This window comes from Candidatus Pantoea symbiotica, assembly GCF_056491525.1.
In genome coordinates, this window is record NZ_JBSZHR010000003.1 from 144,343 (window position 1) to 165,520 (window position 21,178).

General features: G+C 50.6%; 18 protein-coding genes. 13 read left to right on the plus strand and 5 right to left on the minus strand.

What is annotated here, in order from left to right:
- Positions 1-263 precede the first annotated feature (263 nt).
- A complete protein-coding gene (locus ACXIZX_RS21460; protein WP_179452995.1) occupies positions 264-2,324 on the plus strand; it encodes an FUSC family protein in 2,061 nt (686 codons plus the stop codon).
- Positions 2,325-2,353: 29 nt separating this feature from the next.
- Here ACXIZX_RS21460 and ACXIZX_RS21465 read toward each other — a convergent pair whose 3' ends face one another.
- Both ACXIZX_RS21465 and ascF read right to left on the minus strand, forming a co-directional pair.
- Entirely contained in the window at positions 2,354-3,790 is a 1,437-nt protein-coding gene (locus ACXIZX_RS21465) for a 6-phospho-beta-glucosidase (protein ID WP_179452996.1), read from the minus strand.
- 11 nt (positions 3,791-3,801) lie between these two features.
- Positions 3,802-5,253 carry a PTS cellobiose/arbutin/salicin transporter subunit IIBC gene (ascF, locus tag ACXIZX_RS21470; protein ID WP_479404965.1) on the minus strand — a complete coding sequence of 484 codons (1,452 nt, stop codon included), beginning with the start codon at positions 5,251-5,253 and terminating at the stop codon, positions 3,802-3,804.
- 250 nt (positions 5,254-5,503) lie between these two features.
- Between ascF and ACXIZX_RS21475 the strand changes: the two genes are divergently transcribed.
- The 3 genes from ACXIZX_RS21475 to ACXIZX_RS21485 all read left to right on the plus strand — a co-directional run bounded on the left by ACXIZX_RS21475 (position 5,504) and on the right by ACXIZX_RS21485 (position 9,674).
- Complete coding sequence (locus tag ACXIZX_RS21475; protein ID WP_061719223.1) at positions 5,504-6,523, plus strand: LacI family DNA-binding transcriptional regulator; 1,020 nt, start codon at positions 5,504-5,506, stop codon at positions 6,521-6,523.
- Positions 6,524-6,726: 203 nt separating this feature from the next.
- A complete protein-coding gene (locus ACXIZX_RS21480) occupies positions 6,727-7,797 on the plus strand; it encodes an acyltransferase family protein (RefSeq protein ID WP_479404966.1) in 1,071 nt (356 codons plus the stop codon).
- Between the two features lie 515 nt (positions 7,798-8,312).
- Positions 8,313-9,674, plus strand: a complete 1,362-nt coding sequence (locus ACXIZX_RS21485) for a GntP family transporter (RefSeq protein WP_479404967.1) — start codon at positions 8,313-8,315, stop codon at positions 9,672-9,674.
- 113 nt (positions 9,675-9,787) lie between these two features.
- On the opposite strand, the gene ACXIZX_RS21490 is transcribed toward ACXIZX_RS21485, so the two are convergent.
- Together ACXIZX_RS21490 and ACXIZX_RS21495 are read right to left on the minus strand one after the other, a co-directional pair.
- Positions 9,788-10,069, minus strand: coding sequence for a double zinc ribbon domain-containing protein (locus tag ACXIZX_RS21490; RefSeq protein WP_479404968.1), 282 nt, complete (start codon positions 10,067-10,069; stop codon positions 9,788-9,790).
- Positions 10,070-10,081: 12 nt separating this feature from the next.
- Complete coding sequence (locus ACXIZX_RS21495; protein ID WP_479404969.1) at positions 10,082-10,399, minus strand: YdgH/BhsA/McbA family protein; 318 nt, start codon at positions 10,397-10,399, stop codon at positions 10,082-10,084.
- A gap of 297 nt (positions 10,400-10,696) precedes the next feature.
- On the opposite strand from ACXIZX_RS21495, the gene ACXIZX_RS21500 reads away from it, so the two are divergent.
- From ACXIZX_RS21500 to ACXIZX_RS21530, 7 genes are all read left to right on the plus strand, one after another.
- Positions 10,697-12,604 carry a heavy metal translocating P-type ATPase gene (locus tag ACXIZX_RS21500; protein WP_479404970.1) on the plus strand — a complete coding sequence of 636 codons (1,908 nt, stop codon included), beginning with the start codon at positions 10,697-10,699 and terminating at the stop codon, positions 12,602-12,604.
- Positions 12,604-13,239, plus strand: coding sequence for a carbonic anhydrase (locus ACXIZX_RS21505; protein WP_154157036.1), 636 nt, complete (start codon positions 12,604-12,606; stop codon positions 13,237-13,239). Before ACXIZX_RS21500 ends, ACXIZX_RS21505 begins: the two co-directional genes overlap by 1 nt.
- Entirely contained in the window at positions 13,236-14,723 is a 1,488-nt protein-coding gene (locus ACXIZX_RS21510; RefSeq protein ID WP_479404971.1) for a SulP family inorganic anion transporter, read from the plus strand. The genes ACXIZX_RS21505 and ACXIZX_RS21510 overlap by 4 nt, the downstream gene beginning before the upstream one ends.
- A gap of 398 nt (positions 14,724-15,121) precedes the next feature.
- The gene (locus ACXIZX_RS21515) at positions 15,122-16,639 is read left to right on the plus strand and encodes a BglG family transcription antiterminator (protein WP_479404972.1); all 1,518 of its coding nucleotides are present in this window, start codon (positions 15,122-15,124) and stop codon (positions 16,637-16,639) included.
- Positions 16,629-17,102, plus strand: a complete 474-nt coding sequence (locus ACXIZX_RS21520; protein WP_479404973.1) for a PTS sugar transporter subunit IIA — start codon at positions 16,629-16,631, stop codon at positions 17,100-17,102. Before ACXIZX_RS21515 ends, ACXIZX_RS21520 begins: the two co-directional genes overlap by 11 nt.
- A gap of 21 nt (positions 17,103-17,123) precedes the next feature.
- Positions 17,124-18,575: a PTS fructose transporter subunit IIC gene (locus ACXIZX_RS21525; RefSeq protein WP_479404974.1), complete on the plus strand. Its 1,452-nt coding sequence runs from the start codon at positions 17,124-17,126 to the stop codon at positions 18,573-18,575.
- Entirely contained in the window at positions 18,538-19,398 is an 861-nt protein-coding gene (locus ACXIZX_RS21530) for a ketose-bisphosphate aldolase (RefSeq protein WP_061719233.1), read from the plus strand. Before ACXIZX_RS21525 ends, ACXIZX_RS21530 begins: the two co-directional genes overlap by 38 nt.
- Positions 19,399-19,443: 45 nt before the next feature.
- Here the strand turns inward: ACXIZX_RS21530 and ACXIZX_RS21535 are convergent, their stop codons facing one another.
- Complete coding sequence (locus tag ACXIZX_RS21535; RefSeq protein WP_179453006.1) at positions 19,444-19,833, minus strand: acyl-CoA thioesterase; 390 nt, start codon at positions 19,831-19,833, stop codon at positions 19,444-19,446.
- A gap of 231 nt (positions 19,834-20,064) precedes the next feature.
- On the opposite strand from ACXIZX_RS21535, the gene ACXIZX_RS21540 reads away from it, so the two are divergent.
- Both ACXIZX_RS21540 and ACXIZX_RS21545 read left to right on the plus strand, forming a co-directional pair.
- On the plus strand, positions 20,065-20,490 hold the full coding sequence (locus tag ACXIZX_RS21540) for a RidA family protein (protein WP_008106850.1): 426 nt from the start codon (positions 20,065-20,067) through the stop codon (positions 20,488-20,490).
- Positions 20,491-20,503: 13 nt separating this feature from the next.
- Positions 20,504-21,178, plus strand: coding sequence for a DUF1028 domain-containing protein (locus ACXIZX_RS21545; protein ID WP_479404975.1), 675 nt, complete (start codon positions 20,504-20,506; stop codon positions 21,176-21,178).

Genomic DNA, 21,178 nt, shown 5'->3' on the forward strand with positions numbered 1-21,178 from the left:
AAAATGTGATCCAGCACACATTTATCGACCTGATAACTAATGTGCGTTAAAGCGGCTCAAAACGCTGATGATGAGTAAATTAGCAACAAAAGCGCATCTTTACCGTGCGTTTCCATTAGCAGAACTTACACTTCCCAGCCACGTACAAACCGCGCGATGAACATGGTTTTCGATTACGAAACAATTCGACATATTTATCGAGGTGAGGCTTTTTCACATTCTGGCAGGATACGCAACATTCAGTACATCCTGGTCACCGTGTCATGCAGTGGTTTTCAAAAAACGCCGTTTTTTTTGCTGTAAAAACCTGTCTGGCCGCCTTTCTGGCACTCTATTTCGCACTCGAATTGAACCTGGATAAACCGGCCTGGGCGGTGACCACGGTTTTGCTCGCGTCACAGCTCTATTCCGCCTCAACCATTTCCAAATCGGTGTTCCGCTTGCTGGGCACCTTATTAGGTGGCGTGTTCGTTTTCTTTATTTTTCCGCCAACCGTGCAGCATCCGCTGCTGTTCTGTTTCTGCATTTCGCTGTGGGTCAGCGTTTGCCTTTATCTGTCGCTGCACGACCGCACGCCGAAAAGTTACGTGTTTATGCTGGCCGGTTACAGCGCGGCGATCATGGGTTTTCCGGAAGTCACCACGCCGTTGTCGATCACCAGCACGGTGATTTCCCGGATAGAAGAGATCACACTCGGCATCGTCTGCAGCAGCCTGGTGCACGCGCTGCTGTTTCCGGTGTCGATGCGCAGCCTGCTGGAGCAGAGCGTCAGCCACTGGTATCTCAACGCGCGCAAACTGTGCAGCGATCTGCTTTCCGGTATTCCAAGCGACAGTTCGCCCGAGCGTGACGACATTCTGATCCGCATGGCGACCCATCCGCAGCAGGTAGAAGTGCTGATCACTCATTGCGTCTATGAAGGTGATGCTGCGCGGCGACTGATTCGGCTGGTGAGCGTGCAGTACCAACATCTTTCTTACTTAATCCCAACGTTAACGGCCATCGAGATGCGCCTGCAGCGGCTCTCGACACTGCAAATCGCCTTTCCGGAAAATGTGGCGCAAACCTTTCAGCTGTTTCTGCAGTGGCTCAACGACGGTGAAGCGGTAGGGGAAACCAGCGGCATTCAACAGACGTTGAGTGATTGCCAGGCTGAAATTAATCTCGCCTGGCAAAATGGCGAATTGCCCACCGAAAACTGGCTGCTGTTTACCGGATTAATGGAGCGGCTGGCGGATTTCGTGCGCATTGCGGGTGCCTATCAAAGCGTCGGCGGATTGGTGAGCGATCTCTCGGGCGACACCACACTGGCGCGCGGCAAACGCACGCACCGCTTTTTCGATAAAGGATTAATCCGGCTGTCGGCATTAACCGCGTTCTGTGCCACCTTTGGTTCCTGCTTGTTGTGGATGGGAACGGGTTGGCGTGATGGCGCATCGGCGCCGGTGATGGCGGCAATCCTCTGCTCATTGCTTGCCAGCCAGGATACGCCGCTGACGTCGATGAAGCTGTTTGTGCGTGGCGTGATCGTGGCGATCATTATCAGCGTGATTTACGTGGCGCTTTTGATCCCGCAAGCCACCTCGTTTGAAGCCCTGATGATTTGCCTCGCGCCCGGCCTGATGTTGCTGGCGCTGATGATTGCGCGTCCCTCCACCAACATGATTGGCCTGAGCGTGGCGATTCAGATCCCCGGCTTTATTGGCCTTGGCCACCATTTAAAACCCGATCTGGTGCTGCTGATCAACAACGCGATTGCCACCATGGCGGGCGTAATGTTTGCGGTAATCATCACCGCCATCATGCGCAATAAGCGACCATCATGGACCGCGCGCCGCGCCGTGCGGCAAGGTCTGCGCGAGCTGCTGCGCTTTATTAAAGAGACGGAACGAAACGGTTCGTCACTGCTGGGACGTCAACGCTTTATCAGCCTGATGCTGGATAAAGTGAACGTGGTGTTGCCGCGTTTACGCCTCGATCCGCATCCCGATATGCGTTCGGCTGGCATGTTGCTCAAGGAAGTGTGGCTGGGCGTTAACAGCTTTGACTATTACGCGCGCCACAAGGAGTTACTACAGCAATATCAGCTGGATAGCGGTCAGATGTTTCATGAGCTGGCGCTGTTTCTCAAGCGCCGCCTAAAGTCTCTGCAAACGCCGCCGCATGCGGATTTGCAGGAGGAGCTGGATTTGCTGCTGCTGAAGCTGGAACAACTGGCGAAACGCGACGAAAGGGTGCTAACGCCGCTGTTCCATCTGTTCAGTATTCGGCTCTATCTGTTCCCGCAACAAGCGTGGCCAACCGCAACGCCGCGCCGCACTTAGTAGGGTCGCCATTCATGGCGACCACCTATTTAAATCGCGTCCAGATTCCGCCCGTTGCTGGCGATCACTTGCTTGTACCACCAGAACGATTTCTTGCGGATGCGTTCAAGGCTGCCGTTGCCTTTATCATCACGATCGACATAAACAAATCCGTAGCGCTTACTCATCTCGCCAGTCGATGCCGCCACCAAATCAATGCAGCCCCACGTGGTATAACCGATCAGCGGAATACCATCGGCAATCGCTTCGCCCATCGCCTGAATATGCTCTTTCAGATAGCTGATACGGTAATCATCGTGAATCTCGCCGTCGGCGTTGATTTCATCGTGCGCGCCGAGCCCGTTTTCCACCAGGAACAGCGGTTTTTGGTAGCGGTCATACATCATGTTCATGGTGATGCGCAGGCCGAGCGGATCGATGCCCCAGCCCCAATCGCTGCGTTTGACATGCGGATTGGTCAGCGATTTCACCACGTTGGCGGCGCTGCTGTTTTGCTCGTTCATCTCTGCCGAGGCGCAGCGTGAAGCGTAATAGCTGAAGGAGACGAAATCGACGGTGTGACGTAGCGTGGCGGCATCTTCCGCTTCCATCGCAATCTCCACGCCTTTTTCGCGGAACACCCGCGCGGCATAGGAAGGGTAAGCGCCGCGCGCCTGCACATCGATAAAGAACAGGTTTTCGCGATCCTTCTCCAGCGCCGCCCACACGTCTTCCGGCTTGCACGACCACGGATAGAAGTTGCCGCCCGCCAGCATGCAGCCAACCTGGTTTTCCGGGTTGATTTCATGGGCGATTTTAGTCACCAGCGCGCTTGCCACCAGCTCATGATGCGCCGCCTGATACTTCACTTGCTCCGGGTTTTCGCCCGGTTCGAACACCAAACCTGCGCCGGAAAACGGGCTGTGCAGTAGGATATTGATCTCGTTAAAGGTCAGCCAATACTTCACCAGACCGTTGAATTCTTCAAAGCAGGTACGCGCGTAGCGGCTGAAAAATTCGATCATTTTGCGATTGCGCCACGAACCGTATTCGGTCACCAAATGCATTGGCACATCGAAGTGGCACAGCGTCACCAGCGGCGTGATGCCATATTTCTGGCACTCTTCAAACAGGCTGCGATAGAAGGCGATGCCTTCTGCGTTGGGCGTCAATTCATCGCCCCGCGGATAAATACGGCTCCAGGCAATCGAGGTGCGAAACACGGTGAAGCCCATTTCCGCCATCAGCGCGATATCGTCTTTGTAGCGACGGTAAAAATCGATGGCGTCATGGCTTGGATAATATTCATCACTGCGCAGCGCGAAGCGCTTCTCCTGACCCAGCTTTACCGGCATGCGATGCGCGCCGTGCGGGATCATATCCACCGTGGTCAAGCCTTTACCGCCCGCCAGATAGCTCCCCTCTGACTGATTGGCAGCTAACGCGCCGCCCCACAAAAATCCCTCTGGAAATGTCACTTCAGACATAAAAACCTCTTTTACACCTTGGATAAATTAACGTTGGTGGGTTTGGCCTCATCCGTTACCGGCTTAGCCTGCGCGGGCTCGGTGACCGGAATATCTTCAAAGCCCAGAATCAACGTAAGAATGAAGGAGAGCACCACCGACAGCACCATCACGCCGCCGACCCACACGATGCTCATGGGATTGGTGGGATCGAAAAACTGCACGCTGGTGAACAAGCCGGGCGAGGCCATCGAATGGCTGGCGAGTCCACCAATCCCGGCCACCGCGCCGCAGATAAAGCCGCTGATCAGGCTGGCGATCAGTGGGCGTTTCAACCTGACCGCTACGCCATACAGCGCCGGTTCAGAGATGCCCGCGACAATCGCCGATGCCGCCGCCGCAAACGCGGTTTGACGCAATTCAGGGTTTTTGGTTTTGAATGCTACCGCCAGCGAGGAACCGCCCAGCGACAGATTGGCGCCGATTTCCGACGGCATCACCATGCCTTCTTTGCCGGTTTCGGCGATGGTTTGAATGATGGTTGGGGTAAACACGCGATGCATGCCGGTCATCACAAGCAGCGGCCACAGCGCGCCCATGATCGCCACCGACAACCAGCCAAGATAGCCGTGAATGGTGTAAACCAGCGCTGAAATACCACTACCGATCCAGATGCCGAGCGGACCGATCAGCACAATGGCGATCGGCGCAGCCACCAGCACAATCAGCATCGGCTTAAGGAAGTTCTTGGTAACCGCCGGCGTGATGCGATCGATCCAGTATTCGATGTGCGACAGGATCCACGTCATCACTAACGCCGGAATCACCGTGTAGGTGTATTTCACCGCCGTCACTGGAATGTAGGCAAATTCCACCGCCTGGCCTTGCGCCGCTTTCGCCATCAAATCGACAAAGTTGGGATGCACCAGCACGCCCGCAATGGCAATCGCCAGCGACATGTTGGTTTTGAATTTCAGCGCGGCGGAGGCGGCCACCATAATCGGCAGGAAGAAGAACGCGCCGTCACCAATCACGTTGAGGATGATCAGTGTGGAAGAGCCTTTCTCCAGCACGCCGCTCATCTCCAGCATCATCGCCAGCAGCTTCACCATCGAGCCACCAATGATCGCCGGGATCAGCGGCGACATGGTGCCCACCAGCGCATCCAGAATCCCGGCACCGATGCTGCGCAGGGTGATTTTGCGTTTCACTGGCGCCGCGCCATCGCTGTTCGGTGTGCCGAGCTTCAACACTTCCTGATAGGCGAGGTTCACGTTGTTGCCAATGATCACCTGACATTGCGTATCGGTATGCACCACGCCCATCACACCGGGAATGGCTTTCAGCACGGCGTTATCAATGTGCGCGCTGTCTTTCACCACGAAACGCAGGCGCGTCATGCAATGCGTCACCGCTTCGATATTGTTCAGGCCGCCGAGCGCAGCCACGATGGCGCGCGAGACGTCCGCATAATTTTTAGCCATGGATTTTTGATCTCTGATTATTTGGTAGAGGTACAGCGGTTTTCTGCGTGATTTTTAATCATGAGAAACCGGTTTCACAAAATCATGAAGATGTGATGTAAACCAGGCAAGAGATTTAAAATTCAATGATTGAAAGTGTGAAGTTGATCGCTGAAGGTGAAAGGGCACTTATGGCGCGATGGCAGAAAAATTGCCGTACATTTCGTCGCTTAGGTACACTGATGCGATGAGCATGGAAAAAGAGTGAAACATGGCGACCATAATCGAGGTGGCAAAAGTAGCCGGCGTATCAAAAGCAACCGTTTCGCGCGTGTTGTCTGGCAATGGTTATGTCAGTCAGGAAAAACGCGAGAAGGTTTATCAGGCGATTGCCGCCACCGATTTCCGCCCCAACTTGCTGGCGCGTAACCTGGCGACCAAATCCAGCCAGACGATTGGGCTGGTGATCACCAACACCCTGTATACCGGCAGCTACTTCACCGAGTTGATGCAGCACTCCGCGCGCCTGATGGAACAGCAAGGCCGTCAGCTGCTGCTGGTGGATGGTAAACACAGCGCCGAAGAGGAGCGCGCGGCCATTCAGTTCCTGCTTGATTTGCGTTGCGATGGCGTGATCATCTATCCGCGTTTTCTCAGCACCGATGAAATGGACAGCATCATCGCGCAGCACAAACACCCGATATTGGTGATTAACCGCCGTCTGCGGCAGCACGACAGTTACTGCATCTACTCCGATCAGCAGCACAGCAGTAGCGCTGCGGTGGAGCAGCTGATTGCGCTGGGTCATCGCGATATTGCCTTTATCACCGGTTCGCTGGATTCGCCGACCGGGCGCGAACGTTTGGCGGGCTACCAGGCAGCACTGACCAAACATGGCATTCCAATTAATGATGCGCTGGTGGTCGAAGGAAAATGGCAGGCGCAAAACGGCATGACAGCGGTGGAACAGTTGCTGAAGCAGGGCAGGAATTTCACGGCGCTGGTGGCCAGCAACGATGATATGGCGGTAGGCGCGTTAAAAGCGCTGGCGGCCGCGCAGATTGCGGTGCCTGCTCAAGTGGCGGTGATTGGGTTCGATGATATCCCGTTGGCGCCGTTTACCATTCCAGCATTATCCAGTGTGAAAATGCCGGTCACCGAGATGATTCAGGAAACCATTGAACGCCTGATTTCTATGCTCGATGGCGGCGAAATGCGCAATGACAAAACCTTTGCCGGTGAATTAATTGTGCGTGAATCTGTCGGGCCGGGACCGCATTACAATCTGTAATGGAAAGTTTTGGTTTCTGATTCCATTAATTTAGTTACTGATATTTTATGGGAATCTTTTTATTTCTCCATTAATGAGTGGCTTTGTTTTTTTAAAGAGACTCTTATTTTAATCTGCGTTAATCAGAATTAGCCTGATTGATTGTAAAACTCTGTCAGTGCTAATTTGACTTTACTCTTCCAGTCATCTTTCCTGAGGGAATTATGCACGCACGTATAACGCACCTTGATGGTATGCGCGGCCTGGCGATCCTGTTAGTTATCGGTTACCACGCTTACGCACGATGGCCGGAATTATTGCCTTATGTCGCGCAAACACAACATATCCCACTTTTCAGCTTTGGCTGGCTCGGCGTAGAACTGTTTTTCATGATCTCGGGATTTGTCATTTTTATGACGCTGGATAAATCGCAGAGTTATGTCAGCTTCCTGAAGAAGCGCTGGCTGCGCCTGTTTCCCGCCATGTTTATCGCCAGCATGCTGCTGTTCGCGGTGGGCGGTTTCTTCCCGGAATGGTCAGCGATGACGCCTTACGTCAGGAATCTGCTGCCTGGCTTGATATTTACCAATCCGGAAACCCTGACGCAATTAACCGGCATTGAATTTAAATCGATGGCGGGATCGTTCTGGTCGCTGTATGTCGAAGCAGTTTTCTATCTGATTATTGGCGCCGTCTACTTTACCCTGGGCCGGAAATATTGTTTGCCTGCTTTGCTGGTGCCAATGCTGCTGTTATCTGCTTCGTCGGTATTAAAATCGCTCGGCCATCCGCTGCTCATCGATATTATTTCTAAGTTTGGTTTTATTCATTATTCCTGGTTTATGGTCGGCTGCCTGGTTTATGAACGTATGCACGGCCGCGATAAACTGTTCCATTACGCGATTGTGGTGCTGGCGATGCTGATAAACTTGAGCTATTTCGTGAAGAATGCTGGCGCGATAACCGTAATTCCGTTGCTGATAGTGATGTTGTTCTTTGTCGCCAGTTTCTACTCAAAGCAGATGGAGCGCTGGCTTTCGATACGCTTCCTGACTGCTGTTGGATTTGCCAGTTACGCATTTTATCTGATTCACGAAAACCTGATGATCGCCACGCTGATTAAACTTAACTTTTATATCAAAAGTGAAGTTGTCATGCTGCTGATGCCTATCGTGGTGGCCACAGTGCTGTACTACATCGCTTTCCTAATCACCAAATATGCCGAACCGGCACTGCGAAATATGCTGAAGGGGAAACGCATCCCCGCGGCACCGCAATCTGGCGCGGGCGCTTAGTACAAAACATATCCTTCTTCCCCATCCCTGGCGTGATTATCGCCGGGGATTTTTTTTTCACTTCTTGCGCTCCGCTATCAACACTCATCATCTCCCATCTGCGCTTTAACATATTTTCACATGCTTAAGAACCTTCACCCTCGCCATCGTGCAAATCCAAACTCACCCCTTTGGGTTAGGCGTTGCAGCGTGCGGCTGTGCGGGTTTGTAGAGATATGAAAGGTAATGTGAAGAATTGTTATTTCAAGCGCTTTACGGTGGGTTTTGTGAAGCCTGACACGTTTATTTAACAACAAAGATGTCAGGATTCACACTAACAAACAAATATTAACGTAATTTAACAAGGAGGGTTGCGAGTGTTACTGACCTACATGTTTGAAAACGGTTTGGGTTCATCGATAGATAAAAAGTAACCCAATGAAAGATTCATATCCCGTTGGGATGAGTCGTTTTTAGCTTCACATTGCGCCAACACCATTTTTACCTGCTGAAAAAAATTATTAGAGGTCTTACTGATGTCTACGACGTTGTTGTTAACCATCGCGCTGGCAAGCGTGATTTTGCTGTTACTTCTGGTGATAAAAGCAAAAGTTCATCCCTTTATTGCTCTGCTGGTTTCCAGCTTGTTTGTGGCGATAACCACCGGAATTCCTAACGGCGAGATCATGAAGGTGATTCTCGGCGGCATGGGCGGTTTGCTCGGTAACATCGCGCTGATTATTGTTCTGGGCGCGATACTCGGAGCGATTATTGAAGCATCAGGCGGTGCGGATGCGCTGGCCAATCGCTTCGCGAAGCTGTGCGGACCACAGCGCATGGTGGCGGCATTGACCACGGTCGCCTTCATCCTTGGCTTGCCGGTGTTCTTTGATGTTGGCTTTATCATTGTGGTACCGCTGATTTACGGTTTCACCAAGGTGCTGCGGGTATCAACGCTGAAGTTCGGTTTACCGATGGCCGGCATGATGTTGATGGTACATGTCACCGTGCCAACCCATCCAGGCCCAGCGGCGGCCGCTGCGCTACTGAATGCGGATTTGGGTTGGTTGATGCTGCTGGGCATTGCGCTTTCTATTCCCGTCGGTGTGGTTGGCTACTTCGCGGCCAAAGCGATTAATCGCAAAAATTACGCGTTGTCAGTTCAGGTGCTGGAGCAGCTGCAATTAACGGAAAGCAGCGAGAAGACATTATCCAGCGAGGAAAAACAAAATGTGCCGGGCGCATGGGTGATCTCTGGCTTGATCGTTCTGCCTATTTTCCTGATTACCTTGGGCACGCTGCTACCGCCATACTTAACCCCAGATAGTGTGTTACTGAACACCTTAACCTTGCTCGGCTCGCCAGGCATTGCTTTGCTGGTGACTGTGGCGTTAGCAGCATGGTTGCTGGGTATTCGCCGTGGCTGGACGAAAGACAAACTGGAAAGCCTATCGAATAACGCCATTTCAACTGCGGCAGGCGTAATTTTGGTATCCGGCGCGGGCGGTGCATTTGGCCGCGTGCTGGTTGAATCTGGCGTCGGTAAAGCGCTGGCGGGTTCGCTGCAAACCATTAATCTGCCGCTCATTCCAGCCGCATTTATCCTTTCATTAGCGCTGCGCGCCTCACAGGGCTCCGCCACCGTTGCCATCGTCACCACCTGCGGCTTGTTAAGCACCGCTGCCGCCGGGCTGGGTGACATGCAGCTGGTATTGGTCGCGCTGGCAGCATGCTTCGGTGCGCTGGGCTTGTCGCATGTCAATGATTCCGGCTTCTGGGTGGTCACGCGCTATCTCGGCTTGTCGGTTGCAGATGGCTTGAAAACCTGGACGGTACTAACCACGATCATGGGATTAAGTGGTTTTGCGCTGACCTGGCTGATTTGGTCGTTTATTTGATAGTAAGGGCAGGATGGCTCATCCTGCCCATTACGCTTATCTCACCCTTAATAAATAAAAAGACCAGACTCTTGCTCGCTAGTCTTTTTATCTTATAGCTCAATGAATATCAGTTAACCTTTGCGCTTCTGCAATCCGCACCTATTGCAGAATGTCGCCACCGGTGAAATCACATTGTTGCAGTTGGGGCAGATGGCATTGGTTTCTCCACCACACTTTCCGCAAAAGCGATCGTCTTTATTGCATTGGTATTGGCAATATGGGCAAGGTATCGTCAGGGATTCATTAGCAGAGGGTGAATATCTGCTGGAATCACTACCCTTGTGATGATGATGTCCATGTCCGCCATGGTGCCCACTTGCAATGCCCGCAAAGAGTGATTTGAATAATCCCATTACACATCATCCCTAATTATTTTTCGCCATATTATTTCTCGGCGAATAAATGGCTGCATTCGCACTCCAGAAACCATTATTCATCATTTGAAGGCGAGTTACATAATACCCAACGGCGCCACGTTTTTGCGCTTCAATTCTGATTGACTCAAGCACTTCTTCAGAAGTTCTTCTTTGGTTGGTAAAGGAGATGTCACCAATATGCTCCCAGTTTCCCCCCTTTGTTTCCTTGTAAGAAATTTCAACCGGAAAATCATCCTGCGCTTGAGAAATTACAGGTAAAATCAATGTGGTAGCAAACATCGCGACAGCAAGCATCATTTTTTTCATATTACACTCTCCATTTACGCCTGGTATTCAGGCTTCCGCTTTTAGTTTTGCATTAAATATACCCAGTCGGGCAACATGTAAACGTCATTATTTACATGAATTTAGTAATTGCATTTATTTTATCGCGCAAAACAATTTATATTTCGTTTAGTGAGTGGGTCTTTGTTTATTTAATTCATGTCGTTATGTTTGTTGTAATAAAACCTTCATGTAATTATTTGTAATTCACGTTGAGCGATTGGAATGATCTGTTGTTTATCTTCTCCCTCGACATGTGTCGCTAATTTGGAGCTGAAGGTGAAAAAGAACATGATATTTAGATCTGGTTTAAATGATTTATTTAAACCTATTGCTGGCTTTTCAATTCTGCTGCTGACTGCCTGGTCGATGCAGATTCTCTCAATCAGATTTTCACAACTGCTCTTTATATTTTTCGTACTCTTTGCGTTGTGGCCAGTTGCCCGCAAAGCATGGAGGAAATCTCTTGAAGGCAATATTTTCAGCATGGAAACCTTAATGAGTTTCGCATCGCTGGGGGCATTGATGATCAATGCCGTATACGAAGCGGCAGTGGTGCTTTGGCTGTTTCATATCGGTGAAAGTCTTGAGCATTACGCTACGCAGCGAGCGCGAGCGGGGGTTTCTTCTCTGATGGCCATAATGCCGGAAACCGTCATGCTTTTGGATGATGGAATCTTGAGGGCGGTACCCGTTAGTCAATTGAAGCCAGGTGATGAAATTGAAATTGCGCCCGGCGGTAGGTTACCGGCTGATGCCATTTTGCAGGACAGCATGGCCGCATTCGATGAGAGTGCATTGACGGGAGAATCTCTTCCGGTGGAATACGCAAAAGGACAACAGATTTATGCCGGTAGCGTGATCGTTGATCGTGTTTGTCGGTTCATCGTCACCTCTGAACAAGGCTGTAACGCCATTGATCGCATTCTGAAATTGATTGATGAAGCCGATGCGCATAAATCACCGACAGAACGATTCATTGATGTGTTCAGCCGCACCTACACGCCGATCATTGCTCTGCTTTCCATGATGGTGATGATTATTCCTCCCTTTTTCTACGACCAACCCTGGGATATGTGGCTCTACCGGGGATTGGCGGTGATGTTAATCGGCTGTCCCTGTGCGCTGGTGATCTCAGTGCCTGCCGCAATTACCTCCGGTTTGGCTGCGGCAGCCCGTCGCGGGATTCTGATTAAAGGGGGAGCCGCATTAGAGAAGTTGGCCGAGATAAAAGTTATCGCCATGGACAAAACAGGCACGTTGACAGAAGGGCGTCCAACAGTGGTTTGCATTATCACCGATAAACCCGACGATGAAGATCGGGTGTTAAGCCTCGCCGCGGGTGTAGAGGAAGGATCATCCCATCCGCTGGCGCAAGCCATTATCCGTCAAGCCAGAAAGCGCTTTAATGATTATCCGATTGCTGGCAATCGCCAGGCGTTATCGGGTCAGGGGGTAAAAGGCGATATTGGTGGTCGGGACGTCAACGTCATGGCACCTACGTTTGCGCCGCCATTCGCACCTGATAGCATCTTGCAGGGTGAAATTGAACGTTTGCAGGACGCCGGATTAACGGTGGTGGTGGTCGCATTAGAGAATGTGCCGCTGGGCATTATTGCACTGCAGGATACGTTGCGTGTCGATGCCAAAAAAACCATTCAGGCTTTAACCGCTATGAATGTTGAGAGCATGATGCTGACAGGTGATAACCCACGAGCGGCTGCGGCTATCGCCGGACAACTTGGGATGAAATATCAGGCTGGTTTATTACCCAGGCACAAAGTGGAAGCGGTCTATCTGCAACAAATCGTAGCGCCAACGGCCATGGTTGGTGACGGTATCAACGATGCGCCTGCATTGCGGGCGGCAGATATTGGCATTGCGATGAGTGGCGGAACCGACGTAGCGCTTGAAACCGCTGACGTCGCGCTAACGCATGATCGCCTTGCTGGATTACCTGAGCTTCTGCATTTAGCCCGTCGCACCCGAACCATCATTGGTCAGAATGTGACGCTCTCCATTGGCTTAAAAATCATTTTTCTTCTGACCAGCATGCTCGGTGTGACCGGTCTTTGGGTGGCTATTCTGGCCGATTCGGGTGCCACGGTGGTGGTAACGTTTAATGCGCTCAGATTATTACGCACTGAGAAAACGCCGCCACAAATGATCCTAAAGGAGAATAGCTAATGCCTAACGCCACATTAGAACTCCTGCTGGCGCGTAACCGCATCCACGCGGCGCGCGTCAGTCGTCACGACGCCGAATACTTTTCCCGTCATGAGGCGGGGCAAGCGCCACGTTGCCTGTGGATTGGCTGTGCTGATAGCCGGGTGCCGGTAGATACTTTGGTTCAGGCATCGCCGGGTGAATTATTTGTCATGCGTAATGTCGCGAATCAGGTGCTGGCAGAGGACGACAGCATTATGAGCGGCATTGAATATGCTCTGAATACGTTACGCGTCGATACCGTGATCATTTGCGGCCATACCCACTGCGGCGGTGTTGATTTTGCCGGATTGATGGCAGTGGTACCGGGCGAAGAAAAAAAGGATACGCCACTCACCCGACAAATGTTTCCTCTCAGCCAGGCCTTGCGCCAGCAGATCAAGCAGCATCCGGAGTGGAGGCAGTTATCCAAAGATCACCTCAAACGATTCTTTGTAGAAGCTAACGTGCGTCAGCAGATTGTCCATTTGCAGCAAACTTCGCTGTTTCAATCGGCAAAACGGCAGCGCCCGCTGGAGATTTTTGGCTGCATTTATGATTTAAAAACAGGGATTCTGGACGTTTTGTCGGACGAGAACGGTGAGGTCACGCTATGAAGACACCTCTTTTTTCTCATTTAGCGACGGTGAAACAGGATGTATTTGCTGGCGTGGTGGTGTTTTTGGTTGCGTTACCATTATGTTTGGGTGTGGCTCAGGCAAGTGGCATGCCACCTTTGGCAGGGCTGCTCAGTGGAATTATTGGCGGTTTATTGATTACAGCCATCAGTCCTTCTCCGCTCTCCGTCAGTGGGCCAGCAGCAGGAATGATAGCGCTAGTGGTGACGAGCATTGCAACACTCGGCAGCATATCAGCCATGTTAGTTGCGCTGATTCTGGCGGGATCACTGCAGATTGCGGCGGGGCTATTTCGTTTAGGCCGGTTGGCTGGCTTAATCCCCGGAACCGTGATTCGTGGTTTGCTGGCGGGCATTGGCATTTTACTAATCGTTCAGCAGATACCTGTCGCGTTTGGTTATGTACCAGACAGACCAGCAGGCAGTGAGATTTCGCTGCACTTTTTCCATGACATCACCGGCGGATCGGTGCTGATTATGGCGGTGAGTTTGGTGTTGCTTGTCCTGATGGAGATGCCACGATTTAAGCAAAGCCGATGGTCTGCGCTGCCAGCACCACTGGTCGTTGTATTGTGGGGAATAGCGGCGCAATTTTTATTATCCACTTCAGAAGGTTGGCAGTTACCATTATCGCAGCGGGTGCAGCTGCCTGACTGGTCATGGGATGAAGCATGGCCACTCTCAGCGCCCGATTGGTCGGCATTATCACAGCCTTCGCTCTATCAGATTGCTTTCAGTCTTGCTCTGCTGGCAAGCCTGGAAACCTTACTCAGCCTCGAGGCGACGTCACGTATAGATCCCCTCAAGCGCGCACCGCACTCCGATCGTGAACTGGTTGCGCAGGGCGCAGGTAATATGGTGAGCGGCTTATTGGGAGGTCTGCCGCTAACGGCGGTTATTGTGCGTAGTTCTGCGAATGTGTATGCCGGCGCTCGCACGCGTTTTTCGGCGATCTTTCACGGTCTGCTCCTGGCATTGAGCGCGCTGTTACTGGGCCCGATATTGAATACGATCCCCTTTGCCAGCCTTTCCGCCATTCTAATTTTCACCGGTTTTAAACTCGCCTCTCCGTCATTGTTCATCAGAGAATGGCGGCAAGGTAAGACGCTATTCATTCCCTTTATGGTTACGGTGACTGGAATTGTCGGAATAGGCCTGCTGCAAGGTATTGGTCTTGGCGTATTGTGCCAGCTATTAATTAGCGTCATGAAAGCCGAGAAAAATACTTTAACGCTCACACAGCACGGCAGCATTCATTTGCTGCGTATTCACCAGAACATTACCTTCATCAGCAAACCCGAACTCTGCCGCTTATTAGACAGTATCCCCAATGAAAGTACCGTCTATATTGAGGTGGCTGATGGCATTACGCTGGCACCCGATCTCCGTGAAGCGATACAAGCATTTGCATCGCAGGCAGAACAACGCAAGCTCACGCTGTTTTTGCCAACTATGATGCAGTGATTTTATCTTCAGACAACGCCTTGCAAGGTAGCTTGCAAGGCGTTGTCTATTATTTCTTTTGCAAAGCATTAAACTCATTAAACCCAGAATCAATTGGCATCCGAAAATAGTCGCCATTGGCGATTAGCATGATGATGCCCATCACACTTTTCACATTCTCTGGCTCTTTTAATCGCGCTCATGTTGAAAATTGATAGTTGCGTCAAAATAACTCTACCTATAATAATAACGAATTAACCTCCCGTAGAGTTTAAATCCATGTTTCTATATTAGTTGAATTTAAGTGTTCAACGATATGTCCATCTTCTGCCCATCATTTAGTATTTTCCTCGTTGCTTATCTCTCGTATAAACGTATCCATAGTGGGTAACGGTGAAAAACAACCAAGGGCGTCAAGAATGACAGCACTGAACCAACGACAAAACGGAATTATTGATTTTCTGATCGCAGAGAATGATTGGGTTCCGGCGAATCGGGTTGCCGAATCTCTCGACATTTCTGTCAGTACGCTGCGAAGAGATATTGAAGTTATCAATGAATTTTTTTCTGACAATCAACGTCGCATCATCAGTAAGCCGGGATTGGGTTTGCGCTTTGATGGCGGATCGGTTTTCTTACGCGGCACACCTGCTGTCTCTGAACCGCACCATGAAATATTGAGTACTAAACGTTTAGTGGGTATTACCACTGATTTATTGACGCAATCACCCGCGCCATTATCGCTCAGCGCGCTGTCTGAGAAATTTTTTGTCAGCCGATCTTCAATTGTGGAAGATTTAAAAAAGGTCGAGACCTGGCTGGCTACATTCGGTTTGACGTTGATTCGCGACCAAACAGGCACGTATATCCACGGTAACGATCTGGATATACGTATGGCATTAAAAGATATCATCACCGTAAGCGTATTGAGTCAGTATCAAACGGCGGATAGCCGAATTGACCGTTTCTCCAGAACCAAATTAGTCGATCAATTTGGCAAGGTGAACGTGGATAATTGCATCTCGCTCATTGGATTAATTGAAGATGAATTAACCTGTGCAATCAGTGAGCCTTATTACACCAATCTCTTTTCACATCTGCTGGTGACGATTCGACGCGCGGCGGGTCTCACGGCGCAATCGGACGTACAAACCTATACGCGACATGAGGGCAAAGAGTGGACGATTGCCGAGAAAGCCGTCAGCTGGTTGCAGGATGAGTACCGAATAACCTTACCGGCGATTGAAGTGAGTTATATCTATCAATATCTGATTTCATCGGGCCGCCATACGCTGACGCCTGGCGATAGCATTCCGTTACCACTCAACAGCGAAGCCGATCGCTACGCCGATGGGCTGATTCGTGAATCATCAGAAGATTTAGGCCTCGACCTTAGCCTGGATAAGAAACTGCGTCACGATTTAGCTCAGCATATTAAGCCAATGCTCAACCGACTTGCCTATGGCATCGCTATTCACAATCCATTGCTGGATGAAATTAAAAGTGAGCTGAGTAGCGCCTTTAATGCAGTGAAAAAGGCGGCTGACCGTATTAATCAAAAATATGGCTATGCGGATATCTCTGATGATGAAGTGGCTTATCTGACGATTTATCTACAAACTGCGCTGGATAAATTCCGTGCCGCTAAGAAGATCATTATCGTTTGTTCCAGTGGCGTAGGAACATCGCAGCTGCTATCCAGTCGTATCAATCGTGCGTTTCCAGAATGGGAAATTATTGCCATCGTTCCCGGCAGTCAGCTCTCAAACACACTGGAAATGAAAGCGTGCGATTTAATTATCTCAACCATCAAGTTAGAGGATGTTGAGTTACCGGTTGCCTATGTCTCAGCAATTTTCTCTAAGAAAGATATTGCGAGAGTTTCAGAAAGACTTTTTTCTGATGAAAATATGAAGGAGAAACATCATGCTGGATAAAGTCATAGTGTCAGATATTTTAACCCGCTCATGCGTGGTTACTGATTTAGTGGCGAGTAATAAATTTGAGGTGATAGAGGCATTATCTTCTCTACTCTATGCCGAGAATATTATTAACGATAAAGCCTTATTTATTGAGGATGTGATTGCGCGAGAAGCGCTGGGGCCAACCGGTTTTGATAATCAGGTGGCGATACCACATGGTAAATCGGTGGCAGTGAATGAAACCCGTATGGCGGTAGCTAATTTACGCACGCCGGTTGACTGGGAAACCGAAGAGGACGTAGCGGTAAAGTTGGTGATTTTATTTGCGGTACGCAATGCCGATAGCGGCATTGGTCATATTAGAGTATTAGCCCGTGTGTCTGTAGCATTGGGTGATGATGAAATTGTTGAGCGATTAATTAATGCGAAAACTAACGAAGAGTTGTATCGGTTAATCGTCAATAATACCGGAGTATAAACTTTTTACCTGGAGTTTATAATGAAACTGATCGCTATTACCGCCTGTCCGACAGGCGTCGCCCACACTTACATTGCAGAAGCCAATCTGAAAAAAAGTGCAGCGAAGATGGGCATCGACATTGTAGTTGAAACCCACGGCGCGGTGGAGAGTGAATATCACTTCACTCAGGATGATATTAGCCAGGCGGATGCGGTATTGATCGCTGCCGATAAAGTCATCGACCTACGCCGATTTAAAGGAAAGCGCATCTTTAAAGTGCCGGTGGCGCGCGCTGCGAAAGATGCCAGCGGATTATTAAGCAATATCATGAGTGGCGCGCTAAAGCCGGAGATGAACAGCAATAGCGAAGTGCTAAACAGCGATGATAGCGAGACGCAGAGCGGAAAATCCACCTTGTCGCAGCTCTATATTCATCTCATTACCGGCGTGAATCTGATGATTCCATTTGTGATAGCCGGAGGCATATTAATTGCCCTCAGCTTTTCCTTTGGTATTACTGCAGCAACGCCGGGCGATGCGAATTTTAGTCCGATTGCGAAAATGCTGTCTGATATCGGTGGCGGTGCGGCCTTTGCGCTGATGTTACCGATTCTGTCGCTCGGCATCAGTAAATCAATCAGCGGCAACCTGGGTATTGTGTCTGGCGCGGTCGGCGGCATGCTCGCGGTGCACACCGGTGCGGGTTTTCTTGGGGCGTTATTTGCTGGCTTCCTCGCCGGATATATCACATTACTGGTGGTGAAATATATCCATCTGCCCAAGGCGATTGCGGGTTTAAAACCGATTCTGATTGTGCCACTGCTGACGGTGTTATTAACCGGCGCATTAATGATTTTAGTTATCGGTCAGCCAATCAGAATGTTGCTTGAAGCGCTGACCTCTTTCCTGCAAAGCATGGGCAATATGAATGCCGCCATTATGGGGTTGATGATTGGCGTAATGGTCGCATTTGATATGGGCGGCCCGTTAAATAAAACCGTGTGCATGTTTGCCATCGGATTAATGTCCACCGGCATTTATGAACCTATCGCCGCTTGTATGGCGGCAGGCATGGTTCCGCCATTAGGTATTGCGCTGGCTACCACGCTGTTTGGTCGCAAATTCACGGCACAAGAGCGTGAAACCGGCAAAGTCACCTATGTCTTAGGGCTGTCATTTATCACTGAAGGCGCGATTCCCTATGCGGTTGCGGATCCGCTGCGCGTGATTCCCGCGATTTGTGCCGGTTCAGGTTTGGCGGGTGCGCTCTCCATGGCGTTAGGTTGCGCTTCACGCGCACCGCACGGCGGCGTGTTCGTCCTGTTTATACCCAATGTGATTACGCATGTATTGGCCTATATGTTTGCCATCTCAGCGGGTGCGCTATTCACTGCGGTGATCCTGCGATTTATTAAGAAAGACGTAAATGAAACCCTTACCGAAGGAGTGAATGATGTTAATCAACATGAAGAATCTTTTGAGCGTGGCTAAGAATAATAAGTTTGGTGTCGGTGCTTTTAATATCGCCTCCGCTGAGTTTGCTCGTCTGGTAATTGAAGTGGCGGAAGAACTTAAATCACCGGTTATTCTGGAAGTACACCCGGTAGAACATGATTTCGTTGGTGATGCTTTTATTGTTTATCTGCGTGAGTTAGGCGCTAAAGCCAGCGTGCCGGTGGTGATTCATCAGGATCACGGTCAATCGCTGGAGCACAATATTAAAGCCATTCAAACCGGCTACACCTCAGTGATGATTGATGCGTCATTACTGCCGTTTGAAGAGAATATTGCGCTGACGCGTAAAATGACAGAAATCGCCCACGCTGCAGATGTGTCAGTGGAAGCGGAATTGGGCACCATTGGCGTTGCTGAAGGCAGTGCGGAAGGCGGGCACAGCGAAATCCTCTTTACCGATCCCGATCAGGCGGAACGATTTGTCAAAGAGACCGGCGTCGATACCTTAGCCGTTGCTATTGGCACATCGCACGGGCTTTATCCAGCTGGCAAACAACCGAAGCTGGATATTCCTCGTTTGAAAGAAATTGCCGCACGCGTGGATATTCCGCTGGTACTGCATGGCGGTTCCGGTAATAAAGACAGCGAAGTTGCCGAAGCCATTCAACATGGTGTCAGTAAAATCAATATATCCAGCGATATGAAGAAAGCCTTTTTTGTCATGCTGGAAGATGAGATTAAACGCGGTGGGCATGAGCCGAGTGAATTGTTCCTGAAACCGATTGCCGCCGCTAAAGAGGTGGTCGCGCACAAGATGCGGTTGTTCTCTTCAGTGGGTAAAGCCGAGCTCTATGCCTAAATGTACGTAGGGTCGCCATTCATGGCGACCCTTACCAAAACCGCATCACGCACCCGCTAACGCATTCATCACCGCATCAGGCATGGAAGGGCGTCCATTCTGCAGGCAGGTGGCAACAAAAGTCGCATCGGCATACACCACGCCATTGACCAGAATCTGTTGCACAAAATTGACGCGATTGCGTTTCTCATTCTTCGCCAGCACACAGGTCACTTCAACCTTGTCACCTTTCACCAGGCTCTTACGAAAGCGCAGGGAGTACTCCAGCACCATGTAAATTTTGCCCTGCTTAAACTCTTCTTCCATATCGATACCCAAGGCTTCACGCATGTAAGCATGGCGCGTCCACTCCATATAAAACGGATAATAGAGGCCATCGACCACGCCCTGAAAATCGATATGTTTTTCATCAACCTCATACTGCTTTGTAAACATTTTTTATCCTTATCTGAGAGTTAGGTGAAGAAGGAGGGTGGTATACCTCAGAACGCGCGTCCGGTAAACGCCGGTTAGGCGACGGGTGATGATGGTCACAATTTAATGCTAAAAAATCATCACCGTGAGCTCCTTCGGATTTTTTAAAGCAACACCTCGGTTAATGCTGTTTTCGCTGCCACGCGTGGGAAGGTATACCTTGCGCAAATCCTTTTCGCATAGCAGGCAAGCATGACCACACATACTCGCATCCGTAAATTCAACACCAAAGAAACCTATCCCAATCAGGCGCTGGATAACGATCTCTGTCAGGCGGTGCGTGCGGGCAACACCGTGTATGTCCGTGGGCAGATTGGCACCGACTTTGCGGGCAATCTGGTGGGTTTAGGCGATCCCGCCGCGCAAGCCGAGCAGGCGATGAAGAACGTAAAACAGCTCCTTGAAGAAGCGGGCAGCGACTTGTCGCACATCGTCAAAACCACCACTTACATCATTGACCCACGTTATCGCGAGCCGGTGTATCAGGTGGTCGGCAAATGGCTGAAAGGCGTGTTTCCCATCTCCACCGGTTTGGTGATTTCCGGTTTAGGTCAGCCGCAATGGTTGATGGAAATCGATGTGATCGCGGTTATTCCAGACGACTGGCAAGCGGAATAAGAGGCAGGAGACGATGACGTTATCCATTGTGGGACGCTGCGATCAAACCGGACAAATCGGCATTGCCATTAGCTCATCCAGCATTGCGGTGGGCGCACGTTGCCCATGGCTACGCTCAGCGGTAGGCGCGGTATCAACCCAAAACATCACCTTACCGGCGTTAGGTCCGCGCATTCTTGATCGCCTGCAACAAGGCGATAGCGCAGAAGCCGCGCTCAAAGCCGGTTTAGCCAGTGATGATTATCACCATTTTCGCCAGGTTACGGTGTTAGCTGCGAATGGCCAAACGGCCTGCTTTAGCGGTGATAAAACCTTGGGAATCAATAACGCGCATACCGGTCATCATTGTGTTGCGGCGGGCAATCTGCTGGCTAGCCCTGAGGTGATTCCGGCGATGGTAAGCGCCTTCGAGCAGCATTCCGGGCATTTAGCCGAGCGCTTAATCGCGGCGATGCAAGCGGGCATGCAAGCTGGCGGCGAAGCGGGGCCGGTGCACTCCTCGGCATTGTCGATCGTAGATGATCAGGTGTGGCCGATTGTCGATCTGCGCGTTGACTGGACGGACGGCGATCCGATTGGCGAACTCGAGCAGCTGTGGCTGGCCTATCAGCCACAAATGAACGATTACGTGACGCGCGCCATCGATCCAACGCAGGCACCTCGTTACGGCGTGCCGGGCGACGAGTAG

Bases quoted from the DNA above. Each gene is read 5' to 3' on its own strand.
- ACXIZX_RS21460 (WP_179452995.1), top strand. From the start codon at position 264: ATGCAGTGGTTTTCAAAAAACGCCGTTTTTTTTGCTGTAAAAACCTGT.
- ACXIZX_RS21465 (WP_179452996.1), bottom strand. From the start codon at position 3,790: ATGTCTGAAGTGACATTTCCAGAGGGATTTTTGTGGGGCGGCGCGTTA.
- ascF (WP_479404965.1), bottom strand. From the start codon at position 5,253: ATGGCTAAAAATTATGCGGACGTCTCGCGCGCCATCGTGGCTGCGCTC.
- ACXIZX_RS21475 (WP_061719223.1), top strand. From the start codon at position 5,504: ATGGCGACCATAATCGAGGTGGCAAAAGTAGCCGGCGTATCAAAAGCA.
- ACXIZX_RS21480 (WP_479404966.1), top strand. From the start codon at position 6,727: ATGCACGCACGTATAACGCACCTTGATGGTATGCGCGGCCTGGCGATC.
- ACXIZX_RS21485 (WP_479404967.1), top strand. From the start codon at position 8,313: ATGTCTACGACGTTGTTGTTAACCATCGCGCTGGCAAGCGTGATTTTG.
- ACXIZX_RS21490 (WP_479404968.1), bottom strand. From the start codon at position 10,069: ATGGGATTATTCAAATCACTCTTTGCGGGCATTGCAAGTGGGCACCAT.
- ACXIZX_RS21495 (WP_479404969.1), bottom strand. From the start codon at position 10,399: ATGAAAAAAATGATGCTTGCTGTCGCGATGTTTGCTACCACATTGATT.
- ACXIZX_RS21505 (WP_154157036.1), top strand. From the start codon at position 12,604: ATGCCTAACGCCACATTAGAACTCCTGCTGGCGCGTAACCGCATCCAC.
- ACXIZX_RS21510 (WP_479404971.1), top strand. From the start codon at position 13,236: ATGAAGACACCTCTTTTTTCTCATTTAGCGACGGTGAAACAGGATGTA.
- ACXIZX_RS21515 (WP_479404972.1), top strand. From the start codon at position 15,122: ATGACAGCACTGAACCAACGACAAAACGGAATTATTGATTTTCTGATC.
- ACXIZX_RS21520 (WP_479404973.1), top strand. From the start codon at position 16,629: ATGCTGGATAAAGTCATAGTGTCAGATATTTTAACCCGCTCATGCGTG.
- ACXIZX_RS21525 (WP_479404974.1), top strand. From the start codon at position 17,124: ATGAAACTGATCGCTATTACCGCCTGTCCGACAGGCGTCGCCCACACT.
- ACXIZX_RS21530 (WP_061719233.1), top strand. From the start codon at position 18,538: ATGTTAATCAACATGAAGAATCTTTTGAGCGTGGCTAAGAATAATAAG.
- ACXIZX_RS21535 (WP_179453006.1), bottom strand. From the start codon at position 19,833: ATGTTTACAAAGCAGTATGAGGTTGATGAAAAACATATCGATTTTCAG.
- ACXIZX_RS21540 (WP_008106850.1), top strand. From the start codon at position 20,065: ATGACCACACATACTCGCATCCGTAAATTCAACACCAAAGAAACCTAT.
- ACXIZX_RS21545 (WP_479404975.1), top strand. From the start codon at position 20,504: ATGACGTTATCCATTGTGGGACGCTGCGATCAAACCGGACAAATCGGC.